Source organism: Vreelandella sp. L-15, from assembly GCF_056857635.1.
On sequence record NZ_JBSXNN010000104.1, the window covers coordinates 1 to 21390 of the forward strand.

The 21390-nt window shown below is 57.9% G+C and carries 22 protein-coding genes and 1 tRNA gene; 16 read left to right on the forward strand and 7 right to left on the reverse strand.

Going from position 1 to position 21390, the window contains the following annotated elements; translation table 11 throughout:
- A partial coding sequence (locus AC13CY_RS16935; RefSeq protein WP_483052828.1) for a hypothetical protein occupies nt 1–247 on the forward strand: 247 nt, incomplete at its 5' end.
- Nucleotides 248–277: 30 nt separating this feature from the next.
- Here AC13CY_RS16935 and AC13CY_RS16940 read toward each other — a convergent pair.
- The gene (locus AC13CY_RS16940) at nt 278–2410 is read right to left on the reverse strand and encodes a TonB-dependent receptor domain-containing protein (RefSeq protein WP_172514795.1); all 2133 of its coding nucleotides are present in this window, start codon (nt 2408–2410) and stop codon (nt 278–280) included.
- Nucleotides 2411–2701: 291 nt separating this feature from the next.
- On the opposite strand from AC13CY_RS16940, the gene AC13CY_RS16945 reads away from it, so the two are divergent.
- The 5 genes from AC13CY_RS16945 (at nt 2702) to AC13CY_RS16965 (ending at nt 8490) form a co-directional block, all read left to right on the forward strand.
- A complete protein-coding gene (locus tag AC13CY_RS16945; protein WP_054641653.1) occupies nt 2702–3637 on the forward strand; it encodes an ABC transporter substrate-binding protein in 936 nt (311 codons plus the stop codon).
- Between the two features lie 56 nt (nt 3638–3693).
- Complete coding sequence (locus AC13CY_RS16950; RefSeq protein ID WP_054641654.1) at nt 3694–4662, forward strand: FecCD family ABC transporter permease; 969 nt, start codon at nt 3694–3696, stop codon at nt 4660–4662.
- A gap of 26 nt (nt 4663–4688) precedes the next feature.
- Nucleotides 4689–5819, forward strand: a complete 1131-nt coding sequence (locus AC13CY_RS16955) for a FecCD family ABC transporter permease (RefSeq protein ID WP_054641657.1) — start codon at nt 4689–4691, stop codon at nt 5817–5819.
- Nucleotides 5816–6616, forward strand: a complete 801-nt coding sequence (locus AC13CY_RS16960; protein ID WP_062375879.1) for an ABC transporter ATP-binding protein — start codon at nt 5816–5818, stop codon at nt 6614–6616. The genes AC13CY_RS16955 and AC13CY_RS16960 overlap by 4 nt, the downstream gene beginning before the upstream one ends.
- 98 nt (nt 6617–6714) lie before the next feature.
- Nucleotides 6715–8490, forward strand: coding sequence for an ABC transporter ATP-binding protein (locus AC13CY_RS16965; RefSeq protein ID WP_054645302.1), 1776 nt, complete (start codon nt 6715–6717; stop codon nt 8488–8490).
- Between the two features lie 26 nt (nt 8491–8516).
- On the opposite strand, the gene AC13CY_RS16970 is transcribed toward AC13CY_RS16965, so the two are convergent.
- Nucleotides 8517–9092, reverse strand: coding sequence for a hypothetical protein (locus tag AC13CY_RS16970; protein ID WP_483052829.1), 576 nt, complete (start codon nt 9090–9092; stop codon nt 8517–8519).
- 138 nt (nt 9093–9230) lie between these two features.
- On the opposite strand from AC13CY_RS16970, the gene AC13CY_RS16975 reads away from it, so the two are divergent.
- From AC13CY_RS16975 to AC13CY_RS17000, 6 genes are all read left to right on the forward strand, one after another.
- Nucleotides 9231–9307, forward strand: a tRNA-Ile gene (locus AC13CY_RS16975).
- A 97-nt stretch (nt 9308–9404) separates the two neighbouring features.
- Nucleotides 9405–9875, forward strand: a complete 471-nt coding sequence (locus tag AC13CY_RS16980; RefSeq protein ID WP_232068269.1) for a tyrosine-type recombinase/integrase — start codon at nt 9405–9407, stop codon at nt 9873–9875.
- A complete protein-coding gene (locus AC13CY_RS16985; RefSeq protein ID WP_232068268.1) occupies nt 9817–10473 on the forward strand; it encodes a site-specific integrase in 657 nt (218 codons plus the stop codon). Before AC13CY_RS16980 ends, AC13CY_RS16985 begins: the two co-directional genes overlap by 59 nt.
- Before the next feature lie 399 nt (nt 10474–10872).
- Nucleotides 10873–11106 carry a hypothetical protein gene (locus tag AC13CY_RS16990; protein WP_044387770.1) on the forward strand — a complete coding sequence of 78 codons (234 nt, stop codon included), beginning with the start codon at nt 10873–10875 and terminating at the stop codon, nt 11104–11106.
- A gap of 3 nt (nt 11107–11109) precedes the next feature.
- Nucleotides 11110–11961 (forward strand): helicase RepA family protein, encoded by an 852-nt coding sequence (locus AC13CY_RS16995; protein WP_172514794.1) that lies wholly within the window; start codon nt 11110–11112, stop codon nt 11959–11961.
- Between the two features lie 88 nt (nt 11962–12049).
- A complete protein-coding gene (locus AC13CY_RS17000; protein ID WP_287808745.1) occupies nt 12050–12712 on the forward strand; it encodes an ABC transporter ATPase in 663 nt (220 codons plus the stop codon).
- A 525-nt stretch (nt 12713–13237) separates the two neighbouring features.
- Here the strand turns inward: AC13CY_RS17000 and AC13CY_RS17005 are convergent.
- From AC13CY_RS17005 to AC13CY_RS17025, 5 genes are read right to left on the reverse strand one after another with little or no spacing between them, the layout of a single operon-like run.
- The gene (locus tag AC13CY_RS17005; protein ID WP_090538716.1) at nt 13238–13432 is read right to left on the reverse strand and encodes a hypothetical protein; all 195 of its coding nucleotides are present in this window, start codon (nt 13430–13432) and stop codon (nt 13238–13240) included.
- A complete protein-coding gene (trbL, locus tag AC13CY_RS17010) occupies nt 13422–14933 on the reverse strand; it encodes a P-type conjugative transfer protein TrbL (protein ID WP_172514792.1) in 1512 nt (503 codons plus the stop codon). The genes AC13CY_RS17005 and trbL overlap by 11 nt, the downstream gene beginning before the upstream one ends.
- A complete protein-coding gene (locus AC13CY_RS17015) occupies nt 14930–15136 on the reverse strand; it encodes a hypothetical protein (RefSeq protein WP_090538718.1) in 207 nt (68 codons plus the stop codon). Before AC13CY_RS17015 ends, trbL begins: the two co-directional genes overlap by 4 nt.
- A gap of 10 nt (nt 15137–15146) precedes the next feature.
- Nucleotides 15147–15899: a P-type conjugative transfer protein TrbJ gene (gene trbJ, locus AC13CY_RS17020; RefSeq protein ID WP_172514791.1), complete on the reverse strand. Its 753-nt coding sequence runs from the start codon at nt 15897–15899 to the stop codon at nt 15147–15149.
- Nucleotides 15896–16117 (reverse strand): TraK family protein, encoded by a 222-nt coding sequence (locus AC13CY_RS17025; protein ID WP_090538720.1) that lies wholly within the window; start codon nt 16115–16117, stop codon nt 15896–15898. Before AC13CY_RS17025 ends, trbJ begins: the two co-directional genes overlap by 4 nt.
- A 469-nt stretch (nt 16118–16586) precedes the next feature.
- Between AC13CY_RS17025 and AC13CY_RS17030 the strand changes: the two genes are divergently transcribed.
- The 4 genes from AC13CY_RS17030 to AC13CY_RS17045 are packed head-to-tail and all read left to right on the forward strand — an operon-like array spanning nt 16587 to nt 21375.
- The gene (locus AC13CY_RS17030) at nt 16587–16829 is read left to right on the forward strand and encodes a FitA-like ribbon-helix-helix domain-containing protein (protein WP_172515693.1); all 243 of its coding nucleotides are present in this window, start codon (nt 16587–16589) and stop codon (nt 16827–16829) included.
- On the forward strand, nt 16829–17272 hold the full coding sequence (locus AC13CY_RS17035) for a PIN domain-containing protein (RefSeq protein WP_172514790.1): 444 nt from the start codon (nt 16829–16831) through the stop codon (nt 17270–17272). The genes AC13CY_RS17030 and AC13CY_RS17035 overlap by 1 nt, the downstream gene beginning before the upstream one ends.
- Nucleotides 17273–17326: 54 nt before the next feature.
- Entirely contained in the window at nt 17327–20599 is a 3273-nt protein-coding gene (locus tag AC13CY_RS17040) for a helicase-related protein (RefSeq protein WP_172514789.1), read from the forward strand.
- The gene (locus AC13CY_RS17045) at nt 20596–21375 is read left to right on the forward strand and encodes a DUF4391 domain-containing protein (RefSeq protein ID WP_172514788.1); all 780 of its coding nucleotides are present in this window, start codon (nt 20596–20598) and stop codon (nt 21373–21375) included. The genes AC13CY_RS17040 and AC13CY_RS17045 overlap by 4 nt, the downstream gene beginning before the upstream one ends.
- The last annotated feature ends 15 nt before the right edge of the window (nt 21376–21390 follow it).

The following is a 21390-nucleotide window of genomic DNA, read 5'->3' on the forward strand; positions in this document are numbered from 1 at the left end:
GGCTGGTGAGGGTGCGGCGACTGGCGCGGAACTTTATGTTGGGCATGGCACTGTCTGGGTGAATGGCGATAATGGCTATATTGCCATGCAGGTCAGTGGGTTAGAAGTGCTTCCGGGGGCCGGTCTCACGGATTCAGGATATATTAAAACCATGAATTGTCGCTATAGAGGGAAGCTACTGCTGAGGCGATCCACAAAAAACATAAAAAAGCCCCGGTGCGTAGCCGGGGCAGCAAGTGAGCATTGAAACAGTAAGTGAAACTACATGGGCGTCTGTTTAGAACTCATAGCGAGCAGAGAGCCACAGGCGGCGACCCTCTTCGCTGTTGGCGTAAACGTTGCCGAAGCTGGTGCCATCGCCGTAGGCGCGGTAGTCGACAAAGTCTTTATCAAATAAGTTGTAGAGGGTGGCGCTGACGTTAAATTGGTCGGTAAACGCGTAACTGCCGCCTAGGTGAAACAGCGAGTAGGCTTTGAAATCCCCCAGGTCAGCGAAGGAGGGCGCGCCCCTAACACGTTCACGGTTGCGATAGCGCTCGCTGCGGTACTCGGCAGAGAGCCAAGTATCTAGCTTCGGTGTCGCCTGCCAACGCAGCGTGGCGTTCAGCGCGTGTTCGGGCGTATCAGTTAGCGGTTCGCCACGATTATTGCCGCTTTTCTGCTCGCTATCGGTGTAGGTGTAATTAGCGGATAAGCGCCAATCGGGGGTGAATTGATAGCTGGTGGAGAGCTCGACCCCCTGAGTCACCGCTTCATCGATATTCACGTCCTGGCTATACACGCCATCCGGGATAAGCGGGTCGTTTTCAATCAGGATATCGTTGCCGCTGGCAATTTTATCGTCGAACTGGTTGTAGAACAGCGTCGCGCTGGCGGTAAAGCCTGTTTGACTATCGTAGTGCGCGCCGATTTCGCTGCTGGTGCTGGTTTCCGGCTCAAGGTCCGGGTTGCCGATCGTCAGGATCGTGCCCTGGCCGGTCACCCCGTTAATACCCGAGTGAAGGTCATTCAGGGTCGGGGTCTTGTAGCCACGGCTCACACCGCCTTTTAATGTCCAGTTCGGCGTGGTGTTCCAGACTAAATAGCTGCGGGGGCTGAACTGGCTGCCAAACGCATCGTGATGGTCGTAGCGGCCGCCCAGCGTCAGCGCGAGATCATCACGCAGCATCCACTCGTCTTCCGCAAAGAGCGACCAGGTGGTTTGCTCGAAAGTCTCATTGGCCAAGCCATCATCCAACTCAGCATCCCACCACTGTAGGCCAACGGTGGTCATGTGGTTACCCAGCGGCATAATAAACTTGCTATCCAGTACCGTATTGGTGGTTTCCAGCTTACGCGGGGCACCGCCAATAATGCTGGGGAAGCCCTCATAGGCAACACCCTCTTCACCGGGAATCGTACGGCCAGTGGTTTCCGTGGTGTTACGCATTAGGCTCGATTCCAGCGTGCCTGTGGCAAAGCGTCCAGTATGGCCGATAGCCACCTGTTCCCGCTCAAAACGCAGCTCGTCGGCATAGCCGTTTGCCACGCCAGGGTTGGGCGCACAGCTGCGGGTGCGGCCGTCCAACGTACCGAGTTGGCACTCGTCGTTGTTGTAGCGCTGGCGGTTCACCTCCCCATCCAGCCAAAGGTCGTGGCTGTCGTTAGGCGTCCAGGTTAGTTTGCCGCCCAGGTTGTACACATCGCCCTCTACCGGGCTAGGGCCACGCTGGCTCACCTCAACCGGGTTGCCGTTAGCGTCGGTGTAGACAAGCTCTGATGCGTCACGCTCATAAAAACGCCCGCGCAGTTGAACGCCCAGCGTGTCCTCTACCAGCGGGCCGCTGGTGTAGAGGTTAATTTCACGGCGGTCGCCAAAGTCACGATCTTCATTAAAAGTACTCTCGACGCCGACCGAGCCAACCCATTCGCGGTCTACTCGGCGGGTAATAATGTTGATCACGCCGCCCATGGCATCTGAACCGTATAGGGTGGACATCGGCCCGCGAATCACCTCAATACGCTCAATGCTGGAAACCGGCGGGAAGAAGCTGGTCGAGGTTTCGCCAAAACCGTTAGGCGTGACGCTTCCAGCCGCATTTTGGCGGCGGCCATCAATCAGGATTAGCGTGTAGTCGCTGGGCATACCGCGAATGCTGATATTGCTGCCACCGGTTTTGCCCACTTGTCCGCCAACATCTACCCCTTCTACATTACGCAGTGCATCAGCCACGCTGGTAATGCGTTCGCGCTGAAGCTCTTCTCTGGAAATAACCGAGATACTTGCTGGGGCGTCCACCAGTGCCTGCTCGAAACCGCTGGCAGAGACAACGATGTTATCCAGTTGCGCTGCTTCTTGCCCGTTGGCGGCAGTAGCGGTAACGCTTAGCGCAATGGCACTGGCTAACGCGGTACGAGTAAAGCGTGGCATGACAACCTCCCTGATATAAATCTTGTTTGCTAATGAAACTAATTATCAAATGAGTTGCGGATTCTAAGAAGAAAAGTTCCCACTTGCGAGATGGTTTGATCGAACATGGTGTTGCTATTAATGGAACAGTGCCGGGTGGGGAGCGCCTGCCTGCAGAAGGTTGTTAGACCGCTAGCTAATATGGGCAGCCTGACGTTGCAGTAACTGCAACACGTCATTCGGTGTAATAGGAGTGCAAGTGATTTTGAGAATCGTTACTATTGGATTAACGGTTAATCAGGAGAGGCTCACATGCGACACACGTTACTGCAGCGCGGTTTACTCGGGATGGTGATGGGCGGCTTGCTGGTGGGCACCGCCCAAGCGCGCACGCTGGAGACGGCTTACGGCAACGTTGAGGTTGTTGATCACCCAGAGCGTGTAGTCACCCTATATGAAGGTGCGCTGGATGCCGCGCTGGCGGCAGGCGTGACCCCGGTAGGGGCGGTCACCACCCGTGGCGGCGACAACGTGGCGGAATACGTGACCGACTACCTCAGTGCGAACGAGCTCGAACACCCTGAGATTGTGGGCGTCGTGCGGGAAATCAATATTGAAGCGGTGTTGGCCCAGCAGCCGGACCTGATTCTAGCCGCGGCCCAGCTGCCGGAGGAGCAGTACCAACTGCTATCGCAAATTGCTCCCACTGTGGTGCCCCACACGCAACCGCTAGCGGCCGATAACTGGGAAGCCGAAGCGCGCTTATTCGGCCAGGCTTTGAATCAGGAAGAGGCCATTGACGAAGCGATCAGCGCCGTCGATCAGCGGGTCGACGCTATGTCAGACGCAGTAGCTGACGCCGACGTGGGCATCAACGCCTATCTGGTGCGCTGGATGCCTGGCGGCCCCATGGTAATGTCGGAAAACCTGATTGCCACCGGCCTGTTAGAGCGCGTCGGCCTGGATGTGCAAGGCGGCGAGCTGATCGGTGAACGGGGCGTGCACAGCGACGTATTAAGCCTTGAAAACCTCTCTCAGGTAGACGGCGACTGGCTGTTTTTGGCCACGCTAAATGATGACGGCCAAGCCGCCCTAGATAGCGCCAAACAGAGCCCCGCCTTCAACCGCTTGAACGTGGTACAGAACGAACGAGTGGTGCCGGTCAACGGCCAGCTCTGGAGCAGTGCCAACGGCCCGCTGGCGGCCCAGGCGATTCTGGATGACATCGAGAATGCGTTATTGCCGTGATGCTACTTACCAAGGCTGGAAGTAGCGCCAGGTGGCGCTGCTCATCCCGACACTGGATGCTGATTCTGCTCACCGCCCTTGTGGCGGTGAGCGTCGTTAGTTTGTTGATAGGCGCAGGCAGCGTTGGCCCCCGCCAAGTGTTAGGGCTGCTAAGCGGTAGTGATCACGCGGAAGCGCGCTTTATCGTCTGGGAACTGCGCGCCCCTCGCACGCTAATTGGTATTGCCGTTGGCGTTGCGCTGGGCGTAGCGGGGGCGCTGCTGCAAGCGGTTTCACGCAACCCGCTGGCCGATCCGGGCTTGTTGGGCGTGAGCGCAGGCGCTGCGTTTGCTGTTTCCCTGGCACTGGTGTTAGGGGCCAGCGCGGCCACTTTGCGCATTCCCGTGGCACAGCTAGGCGCGCTGATCGGCTGCGTATGCGTACTCAGCGTGGCGCGGCTGCGCGGTGTGGGGAGCGACCCGGTGCGCTTAGTGTTAGCGGGGGCCGCGTTTTCCGGGCTGCTCGGTTCGCTCAGCGCACTGATGCTGCTCTACGACCAGCGCGCCGCCGATGAGATTCGCTTTTGGGTGGTGGGCAGCTTGGCGGGTAGGCGGCTAGACGATTTATGGGCCGTGCTGCCAAGCCTGTTGATAGCAGGAGCGGGCGTTGTCGTGATTGCCCGGCCACTGGCTGCGCTGGCGCTAGGGGAGCGGGCCGCCAGCGGTTTAGGGCACCGCCCTGGGCTGATTCGCTGGCTGGCGGTGGGCTGCGTGGCGCTATTAGTCGGCGCGGCCACCGCTATTGCCGGGCCGATTGCGTTTGTGGGGCTGGTAGTGCCTTTTGTGGCGCGGGCCATCGCCGGGCCGGATATTCGCCGCACGCTCTGGTTCTGCCTGCCCGTCGGCCCACTGATCGTGCTTACCGCCGATATTATCTCCCGTGTCGTCGTTGCTCCCTCCGAGCTGCCCTTGGGCGTGCTCACCGCGCTATGCGGCGCGCCGGTGCTGATTGCGGTGGTGCGGGCCAAGCGCCTGCCGATGCTCTAACGCACTCTCTTTGGTTATCTGATGCTATGAAAATGACGGCAAAACAGTCGATGAGCGGTGTGGTACTGCCCCGCACATCCACCGCTTATCAAGAAGAGCCGAGCGCCCAGGCGGTGGCTGCCCCGCAGGGCTACTGGCGCGCTGCGCTGCCCCGTTATGGGGTGAGCGTGCTGCTGGAAAAGCGCGCTGTGGCGGTGAATATCGGGTTGAGTGCCGCACTGATGGCCGCTTGCGTGCTCTATTTAAGCCTGGGCAGCGTAACGCTTTCTCCCAATGCGGTGGTGGCTTCCTTGCTGGGGCAAGGCGATAGAATGACCGCGTTTATGGTGCAGCAGCTGCGCCTACCTCGCCTGATCGCTGCCTGTTTCACTGGGGCTGCGTTTGCGCTGGCCGGGGTATTAATGCAAACCCTGGCCCGTAACCGCTTGGCGACCCCCGGCATCATCGGTATCGATAACGGTGCCACCGCCTTTGCGGTGGCCTCGATTGTTGGCTTGGGGGTAGGCATCGCCCCGCCCGCCATGGCGCTGGCGGGGGCGACCACCGCCGCCGTGCTCACTTTTGGCTTGGCCGCAGGCAGCGGCACCCAGGGCTACCGCTTTATCGTGGCGGGCATCGGCGTGGGCGCTGTTTTTGGCGCGGTCACGCAGCTGATGTTGGCGCGGGTAGCGATTGATACCGCCAACGCCGCCTACCCCTGGACCGTCGGCTCCCTCAATGCCCGCCCGGCAAGCGCGGTACAGCTATTGGGTATTGGCTTGGCGCTTGGGCTAGTGGCCGCGCTGGCGCTGGCCCGCTCGCTCACGCTGCTGCGCTTTAAGGATGCCATCGCCAGTGGCTTGGGCACCGCTGTGAAAGCGCGGCGGCTGCAGGTGCTGTTACTTTCAGTGGTGCTTACTGCGCTGGCCGTTGCCGTGGCGGGGCCGGTGGGCTTGGTGGCGCTGATTGGCCCTGAAATTGCCCGCTCGCTCTCCAGCGCCCGCCATGTTCCCATTCTAGCCGCCACGCTGGCGGGAGCGCTGGTGATGGTGCTAGCCGATTTAGCGGGCCGCACGCTGTTTGCCCCTATCGAGATCCCCGTGGGGATTGTTACCGCCGTGGTGGGTGGCCCCTGGCTACTCTGGATATTAATGCGCCCGCAACGGAGCCGCCCATGACTTCATTACCCACGCTTTCCACCGATGCGCTCAGCATGAGCTACGGCCAGCGCCAAGTGATTCACGAACTCGGCGTTAGCTTGCCCAGCGGGCAGGTAACCGCCATTGTTGGCCCCAACGGCTGCGGTAAATCCACTCTGCTCTCTGGGCTTGCCCGCCTGCATAAACCCGATAGTGGTGCCGTGCTGCTCAACGGCCACGACATCGCCCAGATGCCCGCCCGCCAACTTGCCACCAAGCTAGCGCTACTGCCCCAAGAGGCGGTCGCTCCGGAAGGGCTGACCGTCACCGAACTGATTCGCTTTGGCCGTCAGCCCCACCAGGGCTGGCTGCGCCAGTGGTCGGCGGAAGATCAACAGGTAGTGCACCATGCTCTTGCCGCTGCCGGGTTGGAAGCGCTTGCCGACCGGCCTTTGGAAGCGCTTTCCGGCGGCCAGCGCCAGCGCGCCTGGATCGCCATGACCATCGCTCAGCAAACGCCGCTTTTACTACTCGACGAGCCCACCTCCGCGTTAGACTTAGGCCACCAAATCGAAGTATTCGAGCTGGTGCGCGACCTGGCCTGCCAAGGCCGCACCGTGGTGATGGTGCTGCACGACCTCGCCAGCGCCTGCCGCTACGCCGACCACCTGATTGCCATGCGCGACGGGCAGATTGTTGCCCAGGGCGCGCCCGCTGAGGTGGTGACGCCTGCGCTGGTGCGGGAGCTGTATCAGGTAGAGTGCACGCTGCTGCTCGACCCCGATACCGGCAGCCCTTTGCTTGCCAACGTACGGCGAGCGACGCAACCCGTTTAAAGGCGATTTACGCAGATAACAACGTAAAAGGAATTGATGTGGCTTCTTCCCCGACCCGCGCTGACAAAGCGTCCGTCAATCAAAGCTTTCACGCCTTAATGCGCCTGTTGCGCTACGCCAAAGGCTATCGGCGGCAGATTATCACCGCCACGATTTGCTCGATTATCAACAAGCTGTTCGATATCGCCCCGGAAATTCTGATTGGCGTGGCGATCGATGTGGTGGTGAACCAGGAAAACAGCTTCGTGGCGCGGCTGGGGTTTGAATCGCCTCAAGAGCAGATCACCATTTTGGCGGTGCTCACCTTCTTTATTTGGGCGGGGGAGTCGCTGTTCGAATACCTGTTTCAGATTCTCTGGCGCAATCTGGCCCAGCGGCTGCAAGCGGATATGCGCCAAGATACCTATGAGCACGCCCAGCGCCTCGACATGGCGTTTTTTGAATCGAAAAGCTCCGGTCAGCTAGTGGCCACCATGAACGATGACGTCAACCAGCTAGAGCGCTTTCTGGATGGCGGTGCCAACGCGCTGATTCAAGTGGTGGTCACGGTGGTAGCCGTAGGCGCGGTGTTCTTCGTGCTTTCTCCGCTGATCGCGCTGCTAGCGTTTACGCCGATTCCGCTGATCATTTGGGGCGCGTTTTTCTTCCAGCGCAAAGCCGGGCCGCTGTACAGCGACGTGCGCGAAAAAGTAGGCGACCTTGCCAGCCGTCTCTCCAACAATCTCAGCGGTATCGCTACGATTAAAAGCTTCACCAGTGAAGCGCGGGAAGCCGAGCGGCTGCGGGATGCCAGTGAAGCCTATGTGGAAGCCAACCGTCGCGCGATTAAAGTCAGTTCTGCGTTTATTCCGGTTATCCGCATGGCGATTTTGGCGGGCTTTCTCGCCACCTTTACTGTTGGTGGCATGATGGCGCTGAACGGCAGCCTCAACGTGGGCGCTTACGGCGTGCTGGTGTTTCTGACCCAACGCCTGCTGTGGCCGCTCACCGGCCTTGCTCAAGTGATCGACCTGTTCGAGCGCGCCATGGCTAGCACCAAACGGATTCTGGATTTGCTCGAAGTGCCGATTACCGTGAAAGATGACAGCACCACGCCTTTAACCGCCCCGGTAAAAGGCGACGTGCGTTTCGAGGCGGTGAGCTTTCAATATGAAGCCAGCCAGGTGGGCGTGAACGGCGTGGACTTGCACGTGTCCGCTGGCAATACGCTGGCGCTGGTGGGGGCCACCGGCTCGGGTAAGTCGACGCTGATCAAACTGCTGCTGCGCTTTTACGACCCCGCCAGTGGCCGTGTGCTGGTAGATGGCCAGCCCATCACCGACGTAAGTATGCACTCACTTCGCCAAGCCATTGGCCTAGTGAGCCAGGATGTGTACCTTTTCGAAGGCAGCATTCGCGACAACATCGCCTACGGCCAACCGGATGCCGACGATGCCGCGATTATCGACGCCGCTAAAACCGCCGAAGCCTGGAGCTTTATCGAAACGCTGCCCCAAGGGCTGGATACGCCGGTGGGCGAGCGGGGCGTGCGACTTTCTGGCGGCCAACGCCAGCGGCTTTCACTGGCGCGGGCGCTGTTAAAAGACCCGCCGATTCTGGTGCTGGATGAAGCCACCAGCGCGGTGGATAACGAAACCGAAGCGGCCATTCAGCGCTCGCTAAAACGCATTGCCCACGGCCGCACGGTGATTATGATTGCCCATCGGCTCTCCACCATCGTGCACGCCGATGAGATCGTGGTGATCGAGAAAGGCCAAGTGGCGGAGCGCGGCACCCACGCCAGCCTGTTAGCGGCGGACGGCCATTATGCCGCCCAGTGGCGGGTACAAACCGGGGCCGCCCAGACAGGCGACGTTGAAGCGCTTAGCCACTAGGCGCTCATCAGTGGCTAAGCCAAGCGTTAGCGGTTCACCAGCAGCGCATTTAGCGTGACGGGCACATGCTCATCGATCTGCTGGTAGCCCAGCATCGACAGCACGGTGCGCACCGTGCTGTTAGCCATCAGCGCGTTGCCATCCAACGCCATGGGTTCGGCGTGAGTCACGCGCACCTCGTTCAACCCCTCGCGGGTAAAGCGCAGCGGCACCGCCTCTTCTTGGTTAATCAGGTCGGTTTGCACCCGAAAGGTGAGGGTTTCCACCATCGACTCGCCAATATCCAAGCCGTCTAACCGCTCCGGCGGCATTTGCGCCACCAGCGTCACCAGCGTGGTGTTCGCCAGCAAGCCCACCCACGGCGGCAGTTCCCCAAAGCGATTGAGCAGATCGGTTTGGCTCAAGCGCAGCGGCAGGCGCAGCGTGCCATCGGCAGCAATATCGCCCTGCAAGTTATTCACCTGATGGTGATGAATTTGCGGGGTCTCGCCATCCAGTTGGGTGATCGACGCCTGCACCTGAGACTGGCCAGGATCAAGCTGCCAATCCGCCTGCACCGGCAGCGCCAACAGCAGCGGGAAAAGAGCCATCAAAGCTTTCAAAGCGATTCTCCATAGAAGCATTCACCACCAGACCCCAGCGCCGCCAATTAGTGCCGAAAAAATGCCGACTTCGCCGTAAGATAGCGCACCAAGGGGTAGCCTCGCCCCCACACATTCGCTATTATATGCACGCTTTTCGGGCCTATAGCTCAGTTGGTTAGAGCAGGGGACTCATAATCCCTTGGTCGTAGGTTCAAGTCCTACTGGGCCCACCATTAAAATCAGCTAGTTAGCAATTCTTGCTGGTGAGTCCCATGGTCCAAGGGTACAGTTTCGGTACAGTGCCGATCCTTCAGCCCCCTGGAGATTTTCATGGCCACCATTGTTAAGACCCCTTCTGGTAGCTGGAAAGCCGTCATCCGCAAGACAGGCTGGCCGACTACTGCCAAGACTTTCCGCACGAAGCGTGATGCCCAGGATTGGGCACGCCGCACCGAAGACGAAATGGTTCGCGGTGTCTATATCCAGCGCAGCGCCTCGGAGCGCATGACGCTCGAGGCCGCCCTCAAGCGCTACCTTGCTGATGTCACCCCCACTAAGAAGCCCAGCACTCAGAAAAGTGAACGCCAGAAGGCCAACACGCTGATCGAGCATCTAGGCAAATACTCCCTCGCAGCCCTCACGCCGGAGCTGATCGCCAACTACCGCGACACGCGGCTCAATACACTGGGGCGACGGGGGCAGCCTATCAGCCCTAATACTGTGCGCCTGGAGCTGGCTCTGCTTGGCCATCCAGGAGTGGGGCCTCGGCCTGACCTACAACCCCGTCCAGAACATCCGTAAGCCTAGCCCGGGGGAAGGGCGCGACCGGCGCCTGAGCCCCGACGAGGAGAAGCGGCTGTTCGCCGTACTACGGCAGCACAGCAACCCCATGCTGGTCTGGATCGCCAGAATCGCCCTGGAGACGGGTATGCGCTCCTCAGAGATCCTGACCCTCACTCGCTCTCAGGTCGATGTGAAACGTCGCGTGGTGCGCCTCACGGACACCAAAAACAACGAAGCTCGCCTGGTGCCGCTGACCCAGGCCGCTACCGAGGTGTTCAAGCAGGCGCTGAACAATCCGGTGCGCCCGCTCGACTGCGACCTGGTGTTCTTTGGTGAGCCGGGAAAGGACGGAAAGCGCGGGCCCTATGCCTACACCAAGCTCTGGAACCAAGCGAAGAAGAAAGCAGGCCTCGATGACTTCCGCTTTCACGATCTTCGCCATGAAGCTGTTAGCAGATTGGTAGAAGCTGGGCTGAGTGATCAGCAGGTGGCTGCAATCAGCGGCCACAAGTCCATGCAGATGCTACGGCGCTATACCCACCTACGCGCCGAAGACTTGGTAGACCAACTCGATGCCATCGAGCAGCGGCGCTCGCAGAAACCTAGGAAGGGATGACCAACCCGAGCCGGTAAAGCCTTCCCTACCAGAACTGTACACACCGTCGAGCCCACCAGGGCGAGTAAGTTACCCGGTACTTGCTGGATCGCCGCTTGCGGCGGTGTAGCAAGTACACATCCTGCCCGCAACAATGACCGCGCCAAGCTGCACTCCCATCATTTCTTCGCAATGAAAGAGAATAATTTACTGTGGTTTAGAATATTTTTGAATATTCTTCTCACGATTCATAACTTTAAGGCATTGAGTGCGCTTATTGTGCGGCTCAATGCGATTGCAGTGCGGCTATAGTGCGGTAAATCCTTATTTTTCAATATCTTACGATATATCGTAAGTATACAAATCAGCCCGACATTCATAACCTTCGTAAGGCAAGCATCAATTACGGAGGATTACACAATGACTATCGAGGACTCCCTTCTCGACCGTTTTGGCCCACTACTGAGCCTTCCCCAACTGGCCACTGTTCTTGACCGCTCACCAGACGGTCTGCGCATAAGCCTGCGTACAAACAACCCCTGGGCAACAGAGATCAACCAGGCAAAGCTGAAAGTCGGTCGGCGTGTTTATTTCCGCACTTCGCAAATTGCCGAGTTGCTGGACAGTGACCGGCTCTGCGGTGATAGGGGGTGACACATGGCGATTGATCTGATGTGGGCTTTTGAGAATGAACCGCCACAGCTTGATTATGTTTTACCCAATATGGTGACAGGCACTGTCGGTGCCCTTGTATCACCTGGTGGAGCAGGTAAATCCATGCTTGCTCTGCAATTAGCTGCACAGATTGCCGGTGGCCCCGATTTGCTGGAAATAGGTGAGCTGCCCACGGGCCAAGTGATCTACCTGCCGGCCGAAGATCCACCAACTGCTATTTGTCACCGACTACACGCGCTGGGCGCACACCTCACGCCGGAGCAGCGCCAAGCTGTGGCTGAACGACTGCTGGTTGAACCATTGATCGGCAGATGTCCCAACATCATGGCCCCCGACTGGTTCGATGGGCTTAAACGGGCTGCCGAGGGTCGTCGCCTGATGGTCTTGGATACCCTACGCCGCTTCCACATCGAGGAAGAGAACGCCAGCGGACCTATGGCTCAGGTCATTGGCCGCATGGAAGCCATAGCTGCTGATACTGGCTGTTCTATCGTGTTTTTGCACCACTCGAACAAGGGTTCTGCAATGATGGGCACCGGCGACCAACAGCAGGCGAGCCGTGGCTCATCCGTACTTGTCGATAATATCCGCTGGCAATCCTACCTCTCTGGCATGACGCAAGCCGAAGCCGATGAATGGGGCGTTGATAGAGGCCAGCGTGGGTATTTCGTCCGCTTTGGCGTCAGCAAAGCAAACTACGGCGCGCCTTTCCAGGAATGCTGGTTCAGGCGTCACGAAGGCGGCATCCTCAAACCTGCTGTACTTGAGCGGCAGAAACGTCCCTCGCCAGTAAATCTGAAGTCCGTTGGCAGAGGCGGCGATGGAGACTGGTAACCGAGTTGCCCCGACCAGCACGGCATTGCAAGCCCGCGTAATGATCTATCAGCCTAGCCAGCGTCCCCAAGAACGTGTAGGACAGTGGATGGAAACAAGTTTTGGCCGATGCCGTGTAACCGGCAGGCTTGGGCAGCGCCATGCCGATATCGTCGAGTCCATTCTGTACATAGCCGAACGGCGTCGCGACATTTCTGACGGGGGCATTGAGCTCCTGGTTGACCCGGCGAAGCTGCGCCGGATGATTTCTGATCACCAGTACAGCCATGCCCGCCTCAAGAAGCTGATGACCGATCTGCGAGCCGCCACTGTGGAAATCGTGACGCCTGAGCTGGAGCGGCGTGGTGACAGCATCATCGGAGGCCTCATCGACCACGTGATCCCATCATCGATGACTCGCCGGGACCCGCTCACTGGCGGCGAACGTCACTTGTGGCGTGTCCGGCTGGGCGTTGCCCTGGTGATGCTGATGGAGAAGGACTTGCCGCTGTACTACTCGCCTGCACCGATTGCCAGGCTGCAACATGGAATCAGCCAGGCAGTTGCCCGGCATGTGCTTACCCACGACCGCATCCCAACCGGCGGGTGGTTTCTGGATACCCTGCTTCGTGCTGTTTGCGGCGTTGCTGCGACCAGCACCATGCTCCGTAACTTTCGACGGCGGATCAAGGAAGACGCAGGCAGATTGGTCGAAATCGGCATTGAGATAGACGCCGGGGGCAGATTAAAGCGTGTCACAGGGGCCCGATAACGTGTCACAGGGGCCCGATGCCGTGTCACACCGGCCCGGAAGCGTGCCACAGCGGCCCGATTTTTTGCAGTTTTAGCAGTATATTCAGGATATCTCAGGATATTCAGGCGGTGTAACCACCCGCCAGATGCGGGTGATTACACCTTGACCGATAAAGCCCAAGGGCTTTATCTATCGGCCAAAGGCCGATGTTTGAACGCCAAAAAGGAAGGTCTTCTCCCAACTCTCGCGCCAGACACTGATGACTTTTGGCTTCACTCTTGATGGGTGGTAAACCCGTATCGAAGACACACCCGTGGACATAAGAATAATCAGAATATTATTCTTCTTATTATGGATGGGCTGACCATGCTGATTTCGACGCCAAGGCAAGCACTCCTTCCCCTTTTTGGCGTTAAAACGCCGGGCAGCGCCCGGCACAGTCAGTACTGGTGATGAGTTTTTTCAGCGAGGGGGGCGATTATGCGTAGGGGGGTCCGATTATGCGTACCGCCCCTACGCGACAGGTAACCTTAATGGCAACGGTCAGGCATCAAGATTGCCGTTACGATCTTGGGGTTCTGGCCGCCACGAGACGGCTTTCATGATGAAGGGATAGCATACCGGCAGCATCAGCCAGGCAATCCATGACCCGGTGATGGCGAAGCCGACCAGCAAAAGCACTATTCCCAACCAGGCTAGCAGATACCAAACAGGGGCTTGCGGGCGTTCATTGATCATCGTTCAGTCTCCGTACAGGTGACATGTAGGGCTGCTGTGAGCCGCCATGCTCGCTACTTGCCGGTTCAAAGGGAGGGCGATTATGCGTGGCTTGGGGGGTCTGATTATGCGTACTGCCGCCGTCAGAAGGCGATGCGCCTCGGATAGTGCCGCTCATGGCACCGGTCTGGCCGCTGTTCTGCTGGCCACCAGTATGTGCTGGCTCGCCGCCTTCCGACATGCCGAGCCGTTCAGCCCGAAGCTTCTGCGCCATCGAACCACCGAAGGAACCATGACTGGCGTTGTAGTCACCCATGATCTTGCCCCCCAGGGTTTCACCTGCCGCCTTCGTCAGGTTCTTCATGGTCTGACCGGCGTGGGCCATGCGCCCAGCCCCCGATGTAGCACTGACCGCCGATGAACCACCACCAGGCATGGGAAGCGGCCCTGTTCCAGCGCTTGGTGAGGTACCACCGGCTGACGAACCACCTGCTTGAGCGCCTAGGAATGAACTGCCGCCCGACGACCCACCACCGGGAGCTACCGCCGAGGCGAGCGCACCACCGACACCGAGCTGCTCACCAGCCAACTTTGAAGCCTCACGCACGGCCATAGCGCCGCCCGCTGCGCCTACAGTAGCCCCCACCGCGACAGACCCGGCAGCCCTTGCCATACCGCCTACAGTCGGCGTTGCACTGCCAAGAGAAGCCCCGTTGATGATTCCCTGAACCGCGTCCGGAATCATCTTCACCAGAATGGCCATCATCAACAGCACACCAATGATGGCGAGAATGGCTCGGAACGACTCGTGATCCTGATTCACAGCCCACTGGTGGATAAACTGCTCACCAGCGCCGATGACCAGGAACATGACATAGAGCTTGGCACCGATGCTGATGGTGTAGGTGATGTACTTTTTGGCGTAATCCGCAGTCCACTGCGAACCGCCAAAGCCCAGCAGAACAATGCCTGCTGCCGTGACCACGTACATTTCAGCGAGCACGAAGAAGGCATAAGCGGCAATCAGCGTGTATAGGATCACAACGGGTAACGCCAGGATGGTGTAGGCGATCCGGCTCAAACCACTGCCTGCCGAAATAACATCGCCCCCAAGGGTAAAACCGCGCTCCAGGATCTCCGGCACACTCAGGCTCAAGCTGGTACTGGTAGCCTGACCGCCGATCCATATCCAGCCCTTGATCATGGTTTCCGCCAACTGCTGACCACCCTGGATCAGAAACAGGAAGAACCCGGTGAAAATAACCAATCTGACGAACTCAGCTACGAATTCGCCTAGATCGGCATTTCGCAGCACCATCTGGCTTGCTGACCATGTATAGGAAATCACCGCAAGCGATAGCAGCAGCCAAGTCGCTACTTGCTGCAACGGGGCGTACCACAAGGCTACAGAGTCTCGGAAGCCCTCTTGAAGGTCGCGGACTATATCGCCATCAGCAGCGGCGACAGGCCCGCTGAGCAGCGCCAGGCCAGCGTAGAGCAATGGATATAGCCAAGGTCTCATTGCCCATCCTCCCCGGCTCCTGAGCCGAACAGATCATCACTGGTGATAGGGCGCTGCGAAGCTGGCTGGTTTTCACGCGGAGCAGTAGCACGCTCCCAGGCGGCATCTTCTTCCGCCTTATCGGTCTGCCACAAGGCCGCTGCGGTTGCGATAGTCGCCATCAGCCCAGCAATCGCAATCAGAATTTTGGTATTGGTATTCATTGCTCACTCCTCAAAACAGGTCATTGGCCTGGATCGGCTGCTGGCTATCAGGGTTGTTATCACGCGGGGCAACTGCGCGATGCCAGGCAGAATCGTCCTCTGCTTGCCGGTCCACTTGGCCACCTACATGGCTGGCCTGAAGCTGAATTTGAGCCATTTGGAGCTGCCGGAGCTTCTGGAGCTGTTCCACCTGCATGGCAGCGATAGAGCCCCCCGCCTGGAGCAGTTGCTTAGTACCTGCTGCACTTTCCATTTGCGCTTCAATGGTGCGAAGCGCGGAGTCTTCCCGGTCAAACTGCTGGGCCTGGAGACCAGCCGCCCGGAGCGCCCCTCGAACGCTGTCATGATTAGATTGAGACCAATCCCGGTACCGCTCTGCCAATGCATCATGGTTGCCTTGCTGGCGTTGAGCGTAGTATTCGAAGTCGCGGTATTCTCGCTGATAGTCTTCGTCGATCTGCCCAGAGCTATAAGCCACAGCCCGGCCTGTGGACACGATGCTGGCCAGTGCCTGGAGATCCGCCAACGCTTGTTGCTTGATGTGGTTGGGCAGGTTACGGAAGTTCTCATACATAATTTCATACTGCCGAATTTGATAGGCCAGGTTTTCCGCTTCCTTGATGGCTATATCCAGCAACTCGGCATTGTTCAGAAGCTGTGTTATTTCCGTAGCTCCTCCAGTTAATCCACCCCCGCCAGAATAAACGGGTAGTGAGACTGAAAGGGCTGCTGCTAACATGGCCGCGCCGATCATCTTCTTCATTGTTTTGTCTCCCTGATAAATCTCCTGACATAAAGCGCAAATTGGTTGTATTTAACTTTTACTTCCCCTCGGTCATGCATGACTCGCCACACATCTACTGCCGTGTAGCCCTGATCCAATGCGGCTTTTATTTGATCAATATTTCTCAAGAAAGCCACCTTTCCGTTAGCTGGTGGCTTTTTTAGTTTGGCGTTACGAAGTTCTTCAAGAAGTTCCATAGGCAATCTCCTTTGATCACACTATGAAATGATACTTGTGCGGCGCATTCAGAACACTTACGACATATCGTAAGTTGTTGTATAGGTGATGCTATTTGCAGGCTTACCGCACTTTAAGCGCACTGGAACCGCATCCAATCGCACAATAGTCGCACTGGGCATGTAATTATTCAGAAAAGAGATTTCATCTCGCGTACTTATCAATAAATATTCTATTGAATTGTAAAACCCAGCCCATCTATGCCTTCGATGCGGCACAAAGCGGCACAGTGCGGTAGTCCAAGAGGGCAGGATAGGTATTTGCTATACCGCCGCAAGCGTCGGCCTAGCAAATCCATGAACTTACTCGCCCTGGCGGGCTCGACGCTATCCTGCTCTCCGAAGGGAATACCGCTGCCGCGTCACATCTTGTTAAGGTGCAGTCAAGCTCGTACTATGAATGCATTGAATGCAATGGGGGACGCTTCCAATGGCCATGCTGACTGTTCGCAACCTTCCTGATGAGGTACACCGCGCCTTGCGCGTCCGTGCAGCTCTGCATGGGCACAGCATGGAAGCCGAGGCACGCGAGATCCTGGAGGCTGCTTTAGCGCCCGAGGGGAGGGTCAAACTGGGCTCTCTGCTGGCCGACATAGGCAAGCAGGCCAAGCTGACCGATAAAGAACTTGCATCCTTTGGTGCGGCTCGCGCTGGGCACCCGGTTGGCATCTGATGATTCTGCTCGACATCAGCATCATCAGCGAGCTGCTGCGCAACACCCCTGCGCCAAAGGTCATCGAGTGGATGGATGCCCAGCCGCTGGAAACGATGTATATCTCCGCAACCACCATGGCTGAACTGCAGCTGGGCATGGCGCTGGTTGAGGACGAGGATCGTCGTAACAAAGGGTTGAAAGACTTGGAACAGCGTCTGCCACCACTCTTCATCGGCAGGATCTTACCCTTTGATCAGTCCTGCATCGGCGCTTTCGGGGCCTTGGTGGCCAAGGCCATCCAGCGCGGGACCCCATTGAGAGAGAGCGACGCCTTTGTAGCCGCCGTTGCGGTTACCCATGGCCTGGTTGTTGCGTCGCTGCATATTGATTCATTCAAGGCGCTTGGGGTTAGCAGTGTCAGCCCCTTGATAGTGGCCAAAGCGGGAACGGCCAAGAGCTGAACAAACAATAACCAGCCGAGGCAAAGCGGCAGCAGTTGGGGACGGGTGCACTTCATGGAAATGATCGACAACATCAACCGCCTCTTGGGCGACGACCTCAAAGCGACCGTCACCCCAGGTGCCAAGCTGAAAATTGCCGCCTCCTGCTTCTCCATCTATGCCTTCGAAGCGCTGAAAAAAGAGCTGACCGGGGTGGAGAGCCTGCAGTTCATCTTCACCGCCCCTACCTTCGTACCCAATGAAGTCACGGACCGCTTGAAAAAAGAGCGCCGGGAGTTCTTCATCCCGAAATCCCAGCGCGAAAGCGGGCTGTATGGCACCGAATTTGAGATTCAGCTTCGCAACAAGCTAACTCAGCGTGCAGTTGCCCGCGAATGCGCGCAATGGATACGTCAAAAGGCCACGTTTCGCTCCAACAAGACCAAGGCACCCATGCAGCCCTTTGTGCATGTCGCCGGACGAGAGCAAGCGACTGCCTATATGCCGGTCAATGGCTTCACGGCCGTCGACCTGGGTTACCAGAAAGGCAACGCGGTCTCAAACTTCGTCAATCGTATGGACGAGCCAGCCCATGCGCAGATGTACCTGCAGCTGTTCGACCAGATCTGGAACGATTCCGAGAAGGTAGAGGACGTTACCGCTGCAATTTGCGACCACATCGAATCGGTCTACCAGGAGAACTCCCCCGAGCGCATCTACTTCATCATGCTCTACAACATCTTCCGGGATTTTTTGGAAGACGTTGACGAAGACGTGTTGCCGAATGACCTGACTGGCTATCGCGATACCCTGGTGTGGAACAAGCTCTTCAACTACCAGAAGGACGCAGCCACCGGCATCATCAACAAGCTGGAAACCTACAACGGTTGCATCCTGGCCGATAGCGTAGGCCTCGGCAAAACCTTCACTGCCCTGGCCGTGGTCAAGTATTACGAGCTGCGCAACAAGTCAGTCCTGGTGCTATGCCCGAAGAAGTTGGCGGACAACTGGCGCAACTACAACAGCAACCTGACGACCAATATCTTCGCCAAGGACCGCTTCAACTATGACGTGCTCTGCCATACGGATCTGTCCCGCACCTCCGGAGAGTCCTTTGGCATCCCGTTGAACCGGGTCAACTGGGGCAACTATGACCTGGTGGTGATCGACGAGTCTCACAACTTCCGCAACAACGATGTCTACAAGGACCGCGAAACCCGTTACCAGAAGCTGATGAACAAGGTTATCCGCGCCGGGGTGAAAACCAAGGTGCTGATGCTGTCGGCCACGCCGGTCAACAACCGCTTTGTCGATCTGCGCAATCAGTTGGCGCTGGCCTATGAGGGGGAGTCCGATGCCCTCGGCAAGCATCTGAAAACCAACACCAGCGTGGAAGAGATTTTCCGCCGGGCACAGAAAGCCTTCAATGCCTGGTCGGACTTGCCCCCGGAACAGCGCACAGCGGCGTCCATCCTTAAAGCACTGGACTTCGACTTCTTCGAGCTGCTGGACTCGGTCACTATTGCCCGCTCGCGTAAGCATATCCAGACCTTTTACGACACCACCGACATTGGTCACTTCCCCGAGCGCCGCAAACCACTGTCGTTCCATTGCCCGATTACTGAACGCCAGGGTGTGGCCGACCTCAACGAGATATTCAGCCAGTTATCGGTGCTCAAGCTCTCGGTCTACGCCCCCATCAGTTACATCCTGCCCAGCCGGTTGCGCAAGTACGAAGAGCTCTACGATACCCAGGTAGAAGGCGGCAAAGGCAAGCTGCGCCAGGCCGACCGTGAACGCAGCCTGCAGGCCCTGATGACCACCAACCTGCTCAAGCGTCTGGAAAGCTCGGTAGCCGCCTTTCGCCTGACGCTGGCGTCGCTCAGCGGCAACATTACTCGCACGCTGGAAGCAATCGACGCCTTCGAGTCGAGCGGGAACGCCGCTCAAGTGGGTGATTATCTGGATGATATCGACGCCTTTGATGGCGACGATGAGAGTTTCTCGGGTCTGGACGAATTTACCGTAGGCAAAAAAGTCCAGATCAGCCTGGCGGATATGGACCTGCCTTCCTGGCGTCACGACCTGGCAGCAGACCTGGCCTTGATAGACAACCTGTTGGAGTCCATGCGCCAGGTAGCTCCAGCGGATGACAGCAAGCTGCAACACCTGATCAAACTGATCAACGACAAGATCGACCAGCCGATGAACCCCGGCAACCGCAAGGTGCTGATCTTCACAGCCTTTGCCGATACCGCCAATTACTTGTATGACAACCTTGCCCCGATGGCCTTGAAGCGCGGATTGCATGTCGGCAAGGTGACAGGGTCTGACGCGCCCAAGTCGACGCTGCGCAAAGGCTACGACTTTCAGAGTCTGTTGACCCTGTTCTCGCCACGCTCCAAGGAAAAGGCCATTGTCTTGCCCGATGAGCCCGGCGAGCTGGATATCCTGATTGGCACCGACTGCATTTCCGAAGGCCAGAACCTGCAGGACTGCGATTATCTGGTCAACTATGACATTCACTGGAACCCGGTGCGCATCATCCAGCGTTTCGGCCGAATCGACCGTATCGGTTCACCCAACCAGCAAATCCAGCTGGTCAACTACTGGCCGGACATCAGCCTGGATGAATACATCAACCTCAAGGAGCGGGTAGAAAATCGTATGGTGATCGCCGATGTCACTGCCACCGGTGATGACAACGTGCTAACCGCCAAATCCAGTGATATTGCCTATCGCAAGGAGCAGCTCAAACGTCTGCAGGATGAAGTGATCGAGCTGGAAGACGTCAAAGCTGGCATCTCGATCACCGATCTGGGCCTGAACGACTTTCGCATGGACCTGCTGAATTATGTGAAAGCCAACGGCGAGCTGGATAACGTGCCTTTCGGCATGCACGCCATCGTTCCGGCGCAACCGGGCGTCGGCTTACTGCCTGGTGTTATTTTCGCCCTGAGGAACATCCACGAAAGCGTCAACGTCAATCAGCAGAACCGTCTGCACCCCTATTACCTGGTGTATATCGGGAACGACGGTGAAGTGATTGCCGACCATACCGAAGTCAAGCGCCTGCTCGACCTGATCCGCAGTAGTTGCAAGGGCAAGGATGACCCCATCCGCGCCCTGTGTCAGCTGTTCAATGAACGGACCCGGGATGGGCGCAATATGCAGCCCTACTCCGACCTGCTCAGCCAGGCCATTCGCAGCATGATCGAAGTGAAGGACGAAAAGGACATCGACAGCCTGTTTGGCGGCGGCCGCACCACGGCACTGACCACCACCATACAGGGGCTGGATGATTTTGAACTGATTGCGTTTTTGGTTATTGAGGGCAGCACAGCATGACCCTCTATGCCTGGCCAAAACAGGCGGCCTTTGGCCGGGTGGTGCCCAAGAGCAAGATATACGAGCATGCTGCCGTCAGTGCTGCCCTTAAGGAACGCTTTGTCCAGCAGGTAGAGCAGATCAACTGGGCCTACAAACTGGCCCCGGAAACGGTCAATCTGCCAGCCACGCCCCCGGTGACAGAGATCCACGTGATTCGTCTCGGCCTCAAGGGCGCCAGTCTGGATCACGAGGTACTCAAGGCCATCGACCGCGCCATTCCTTTTCCGCTGATCTTTGAGCTGGTACAGGGTGGACGTATAAAACTGGTTGCAGCTTATAAGCGGCCCGCGCAGAAACCCAAAAGTGATGCGGACAGTAGCCCCTGGGTGGTAGGGGCCTACTTCGAAACAGACTGGCAGCCGGAAGGTTCTCCGCGTCAGCCGCTTCCGGTGGCACTGGATATGGCAGGGCTTTATGAGCAATTACTCAGCCCATTGGTTCTGGGTAAGGTTGCCATAGCGACAGATGATGCAAGCGCGCGAGCACCCAAAATCTGCGACAGCGCGGTGGCGGTATACACGGCGGCAACACCCACAGAGCAGCCCGAGCGGTTGACACTGGAACAGCGTATTGAGCTTGCCGAGGCCATCGCCAGCCAGCAGAAACAAGTCGAACGGATCAAAACGCGGCTGGGCCGCGAGAAACAATTCAACAAGCGCGTAGCCCTTAATGCTGAGCTGCGCGATGCCAAACAGGAATTGCAGCGTCTGATAGAACAGCAGGCTGCTACATAGGATTATTGAGAGAAA

Excerpts from the sequence above, each read along its gene's own strand:
- AC13CY_RS16940 (WP_172514795.1), bottom strand. The coding sequence starts at position 2,410 with ATGCCACGCTTTACTCGTACCGCGTTAGCCAGTGCCATTGCGCTAAGC.
- AC13CY_RS16945 (WP_054641653.1), top strand. The coding sequence starts at position 2,702 with ATGCGACACACGTTACTGCAGCGCGGTTTACTCGGGATGGTGATGGGC.
- AC13CY_RS16950 (WP_054641654.1), top strand. The coding sequence starts at position 3,694 with ATGCTGATTCTGCTCACCGCCCTTGTGGCGGTGAGCGTCGTTAGTTTG.
- AC13CY_RS16955 (WP_054641657.1), top strand. The coding sequence starts at position 4,689 with ATGAAAATGACGGCAAAACAGTCGATGAGCGGTGTGGTACTGCCCCGC.
- AC13CY_RS16960 (WP_062375879.1), top strand. The coding sequence starts at position 5,816 with ATGACTTCATTACCCACGCTTTCCACCGATGCGCTCAGCATGAGCTAC.
- AC13CY_RS16965 (WP_054645302.1), top strand. The coding sequence starts at position 6,715 with ATGCGCCTGTTGCGCTACGCCAAAGGCTATCGGCGGCAGATTATCACC.
- AC13CY_RS16980 (WP_232068269.1), top strand. The coding sequence starts at position 9,405 with ATGGCCACCATTGTTAAGACCCCTTCTGGTAGCTGGAAAGCCGTCATC.
- AC13CY_RS16990 (WP_044387770.1), top strand. The coding sequence starts at position 10,873 with ATGACTATCGAGGACTCCCTTCTCGACCGTTTTGGCCCACTACTGAGC.
- AC13CY_RS16995 (WP_172514794.1), top strand. The coding sequence starts at position 11,110 with ATGGCGATTGATCTGATGTGGGCTTTTGAGAATGAACCGCCACAGCTT.
- AC13CY_RS17000 (WP_287808745.1), top strand. The coding sequence starts at position 12,050 with ATGGAAACAAGTTTTGGCCGATGCCGTGTAACCGGCAGGCTTGGGCAG.
- AC13CY_RS17005 (WP_090538716.1), bottom strand. The coding sequence starts at position 13,432 with ATGATCAATGAACGCCCGCAAGCCCCTGTTTGGTATCTGCTAGCCTGG.
- trbL (WP_172514792.1), bottom strand. The coding sequence starts at position 14,933 with ATGAGACCTTGGCTATATCCATTGCTCTACGCTGGCCTGGCGCTGCTC.
- AC13CY_RS17015 (WP_090538718.1), bottom strand. The coding sequence starts at position 15,136 with ATGAATACCAATACCAAAATTCTGATTGCGATTGCTGGGCTGATGGCG.
- trbJ (WP_172514791.1), bottom strand. The coding sequence starts at position 15,899 with ATGAAGAAGATGATCGGCGCGGCCATGTTAGCAGCAGCCCTTTCAGTC.
- AC13CY_RS17025 (WP_090538720.1), bottom strand. The coding sequence starts at position 16,117 with ATGGAACTTCTTGAAGAACTTCGTAACGCCAAACTAAAAAAGCCACCA.
- AC13CY_RS17030 (WP_172515693.1), top strand. The coding sequence starts at position 16,587 with ATGGCCATGCTGACTGTTCGCAACCTTCCTGATGAGGTACACCGCGCC.
- AC13CY_RS17035 (WP_172514790.1), top strand. The coding sequence starts at position 16,829 with ATGATTCTGCTCGACATCAGCATCATCAGCGAGCTGCTGCGCAACACC.
- AC13CY_RS17040 (WP_172514789.1), top strand. The coding sequence starts at position 17,327 with ATGGAAATGATCGACAACATCAACCGCCTCTTGGGCGACGACCTCAAA.
- AC13CY_RS17045 (WP_172514788.1), top strand. The coding sequence starts at position 20,596 with ATGACCCTCTATGCCTGGCCAAAACAGGCGGCCTTTGGCCGGGTGGTG.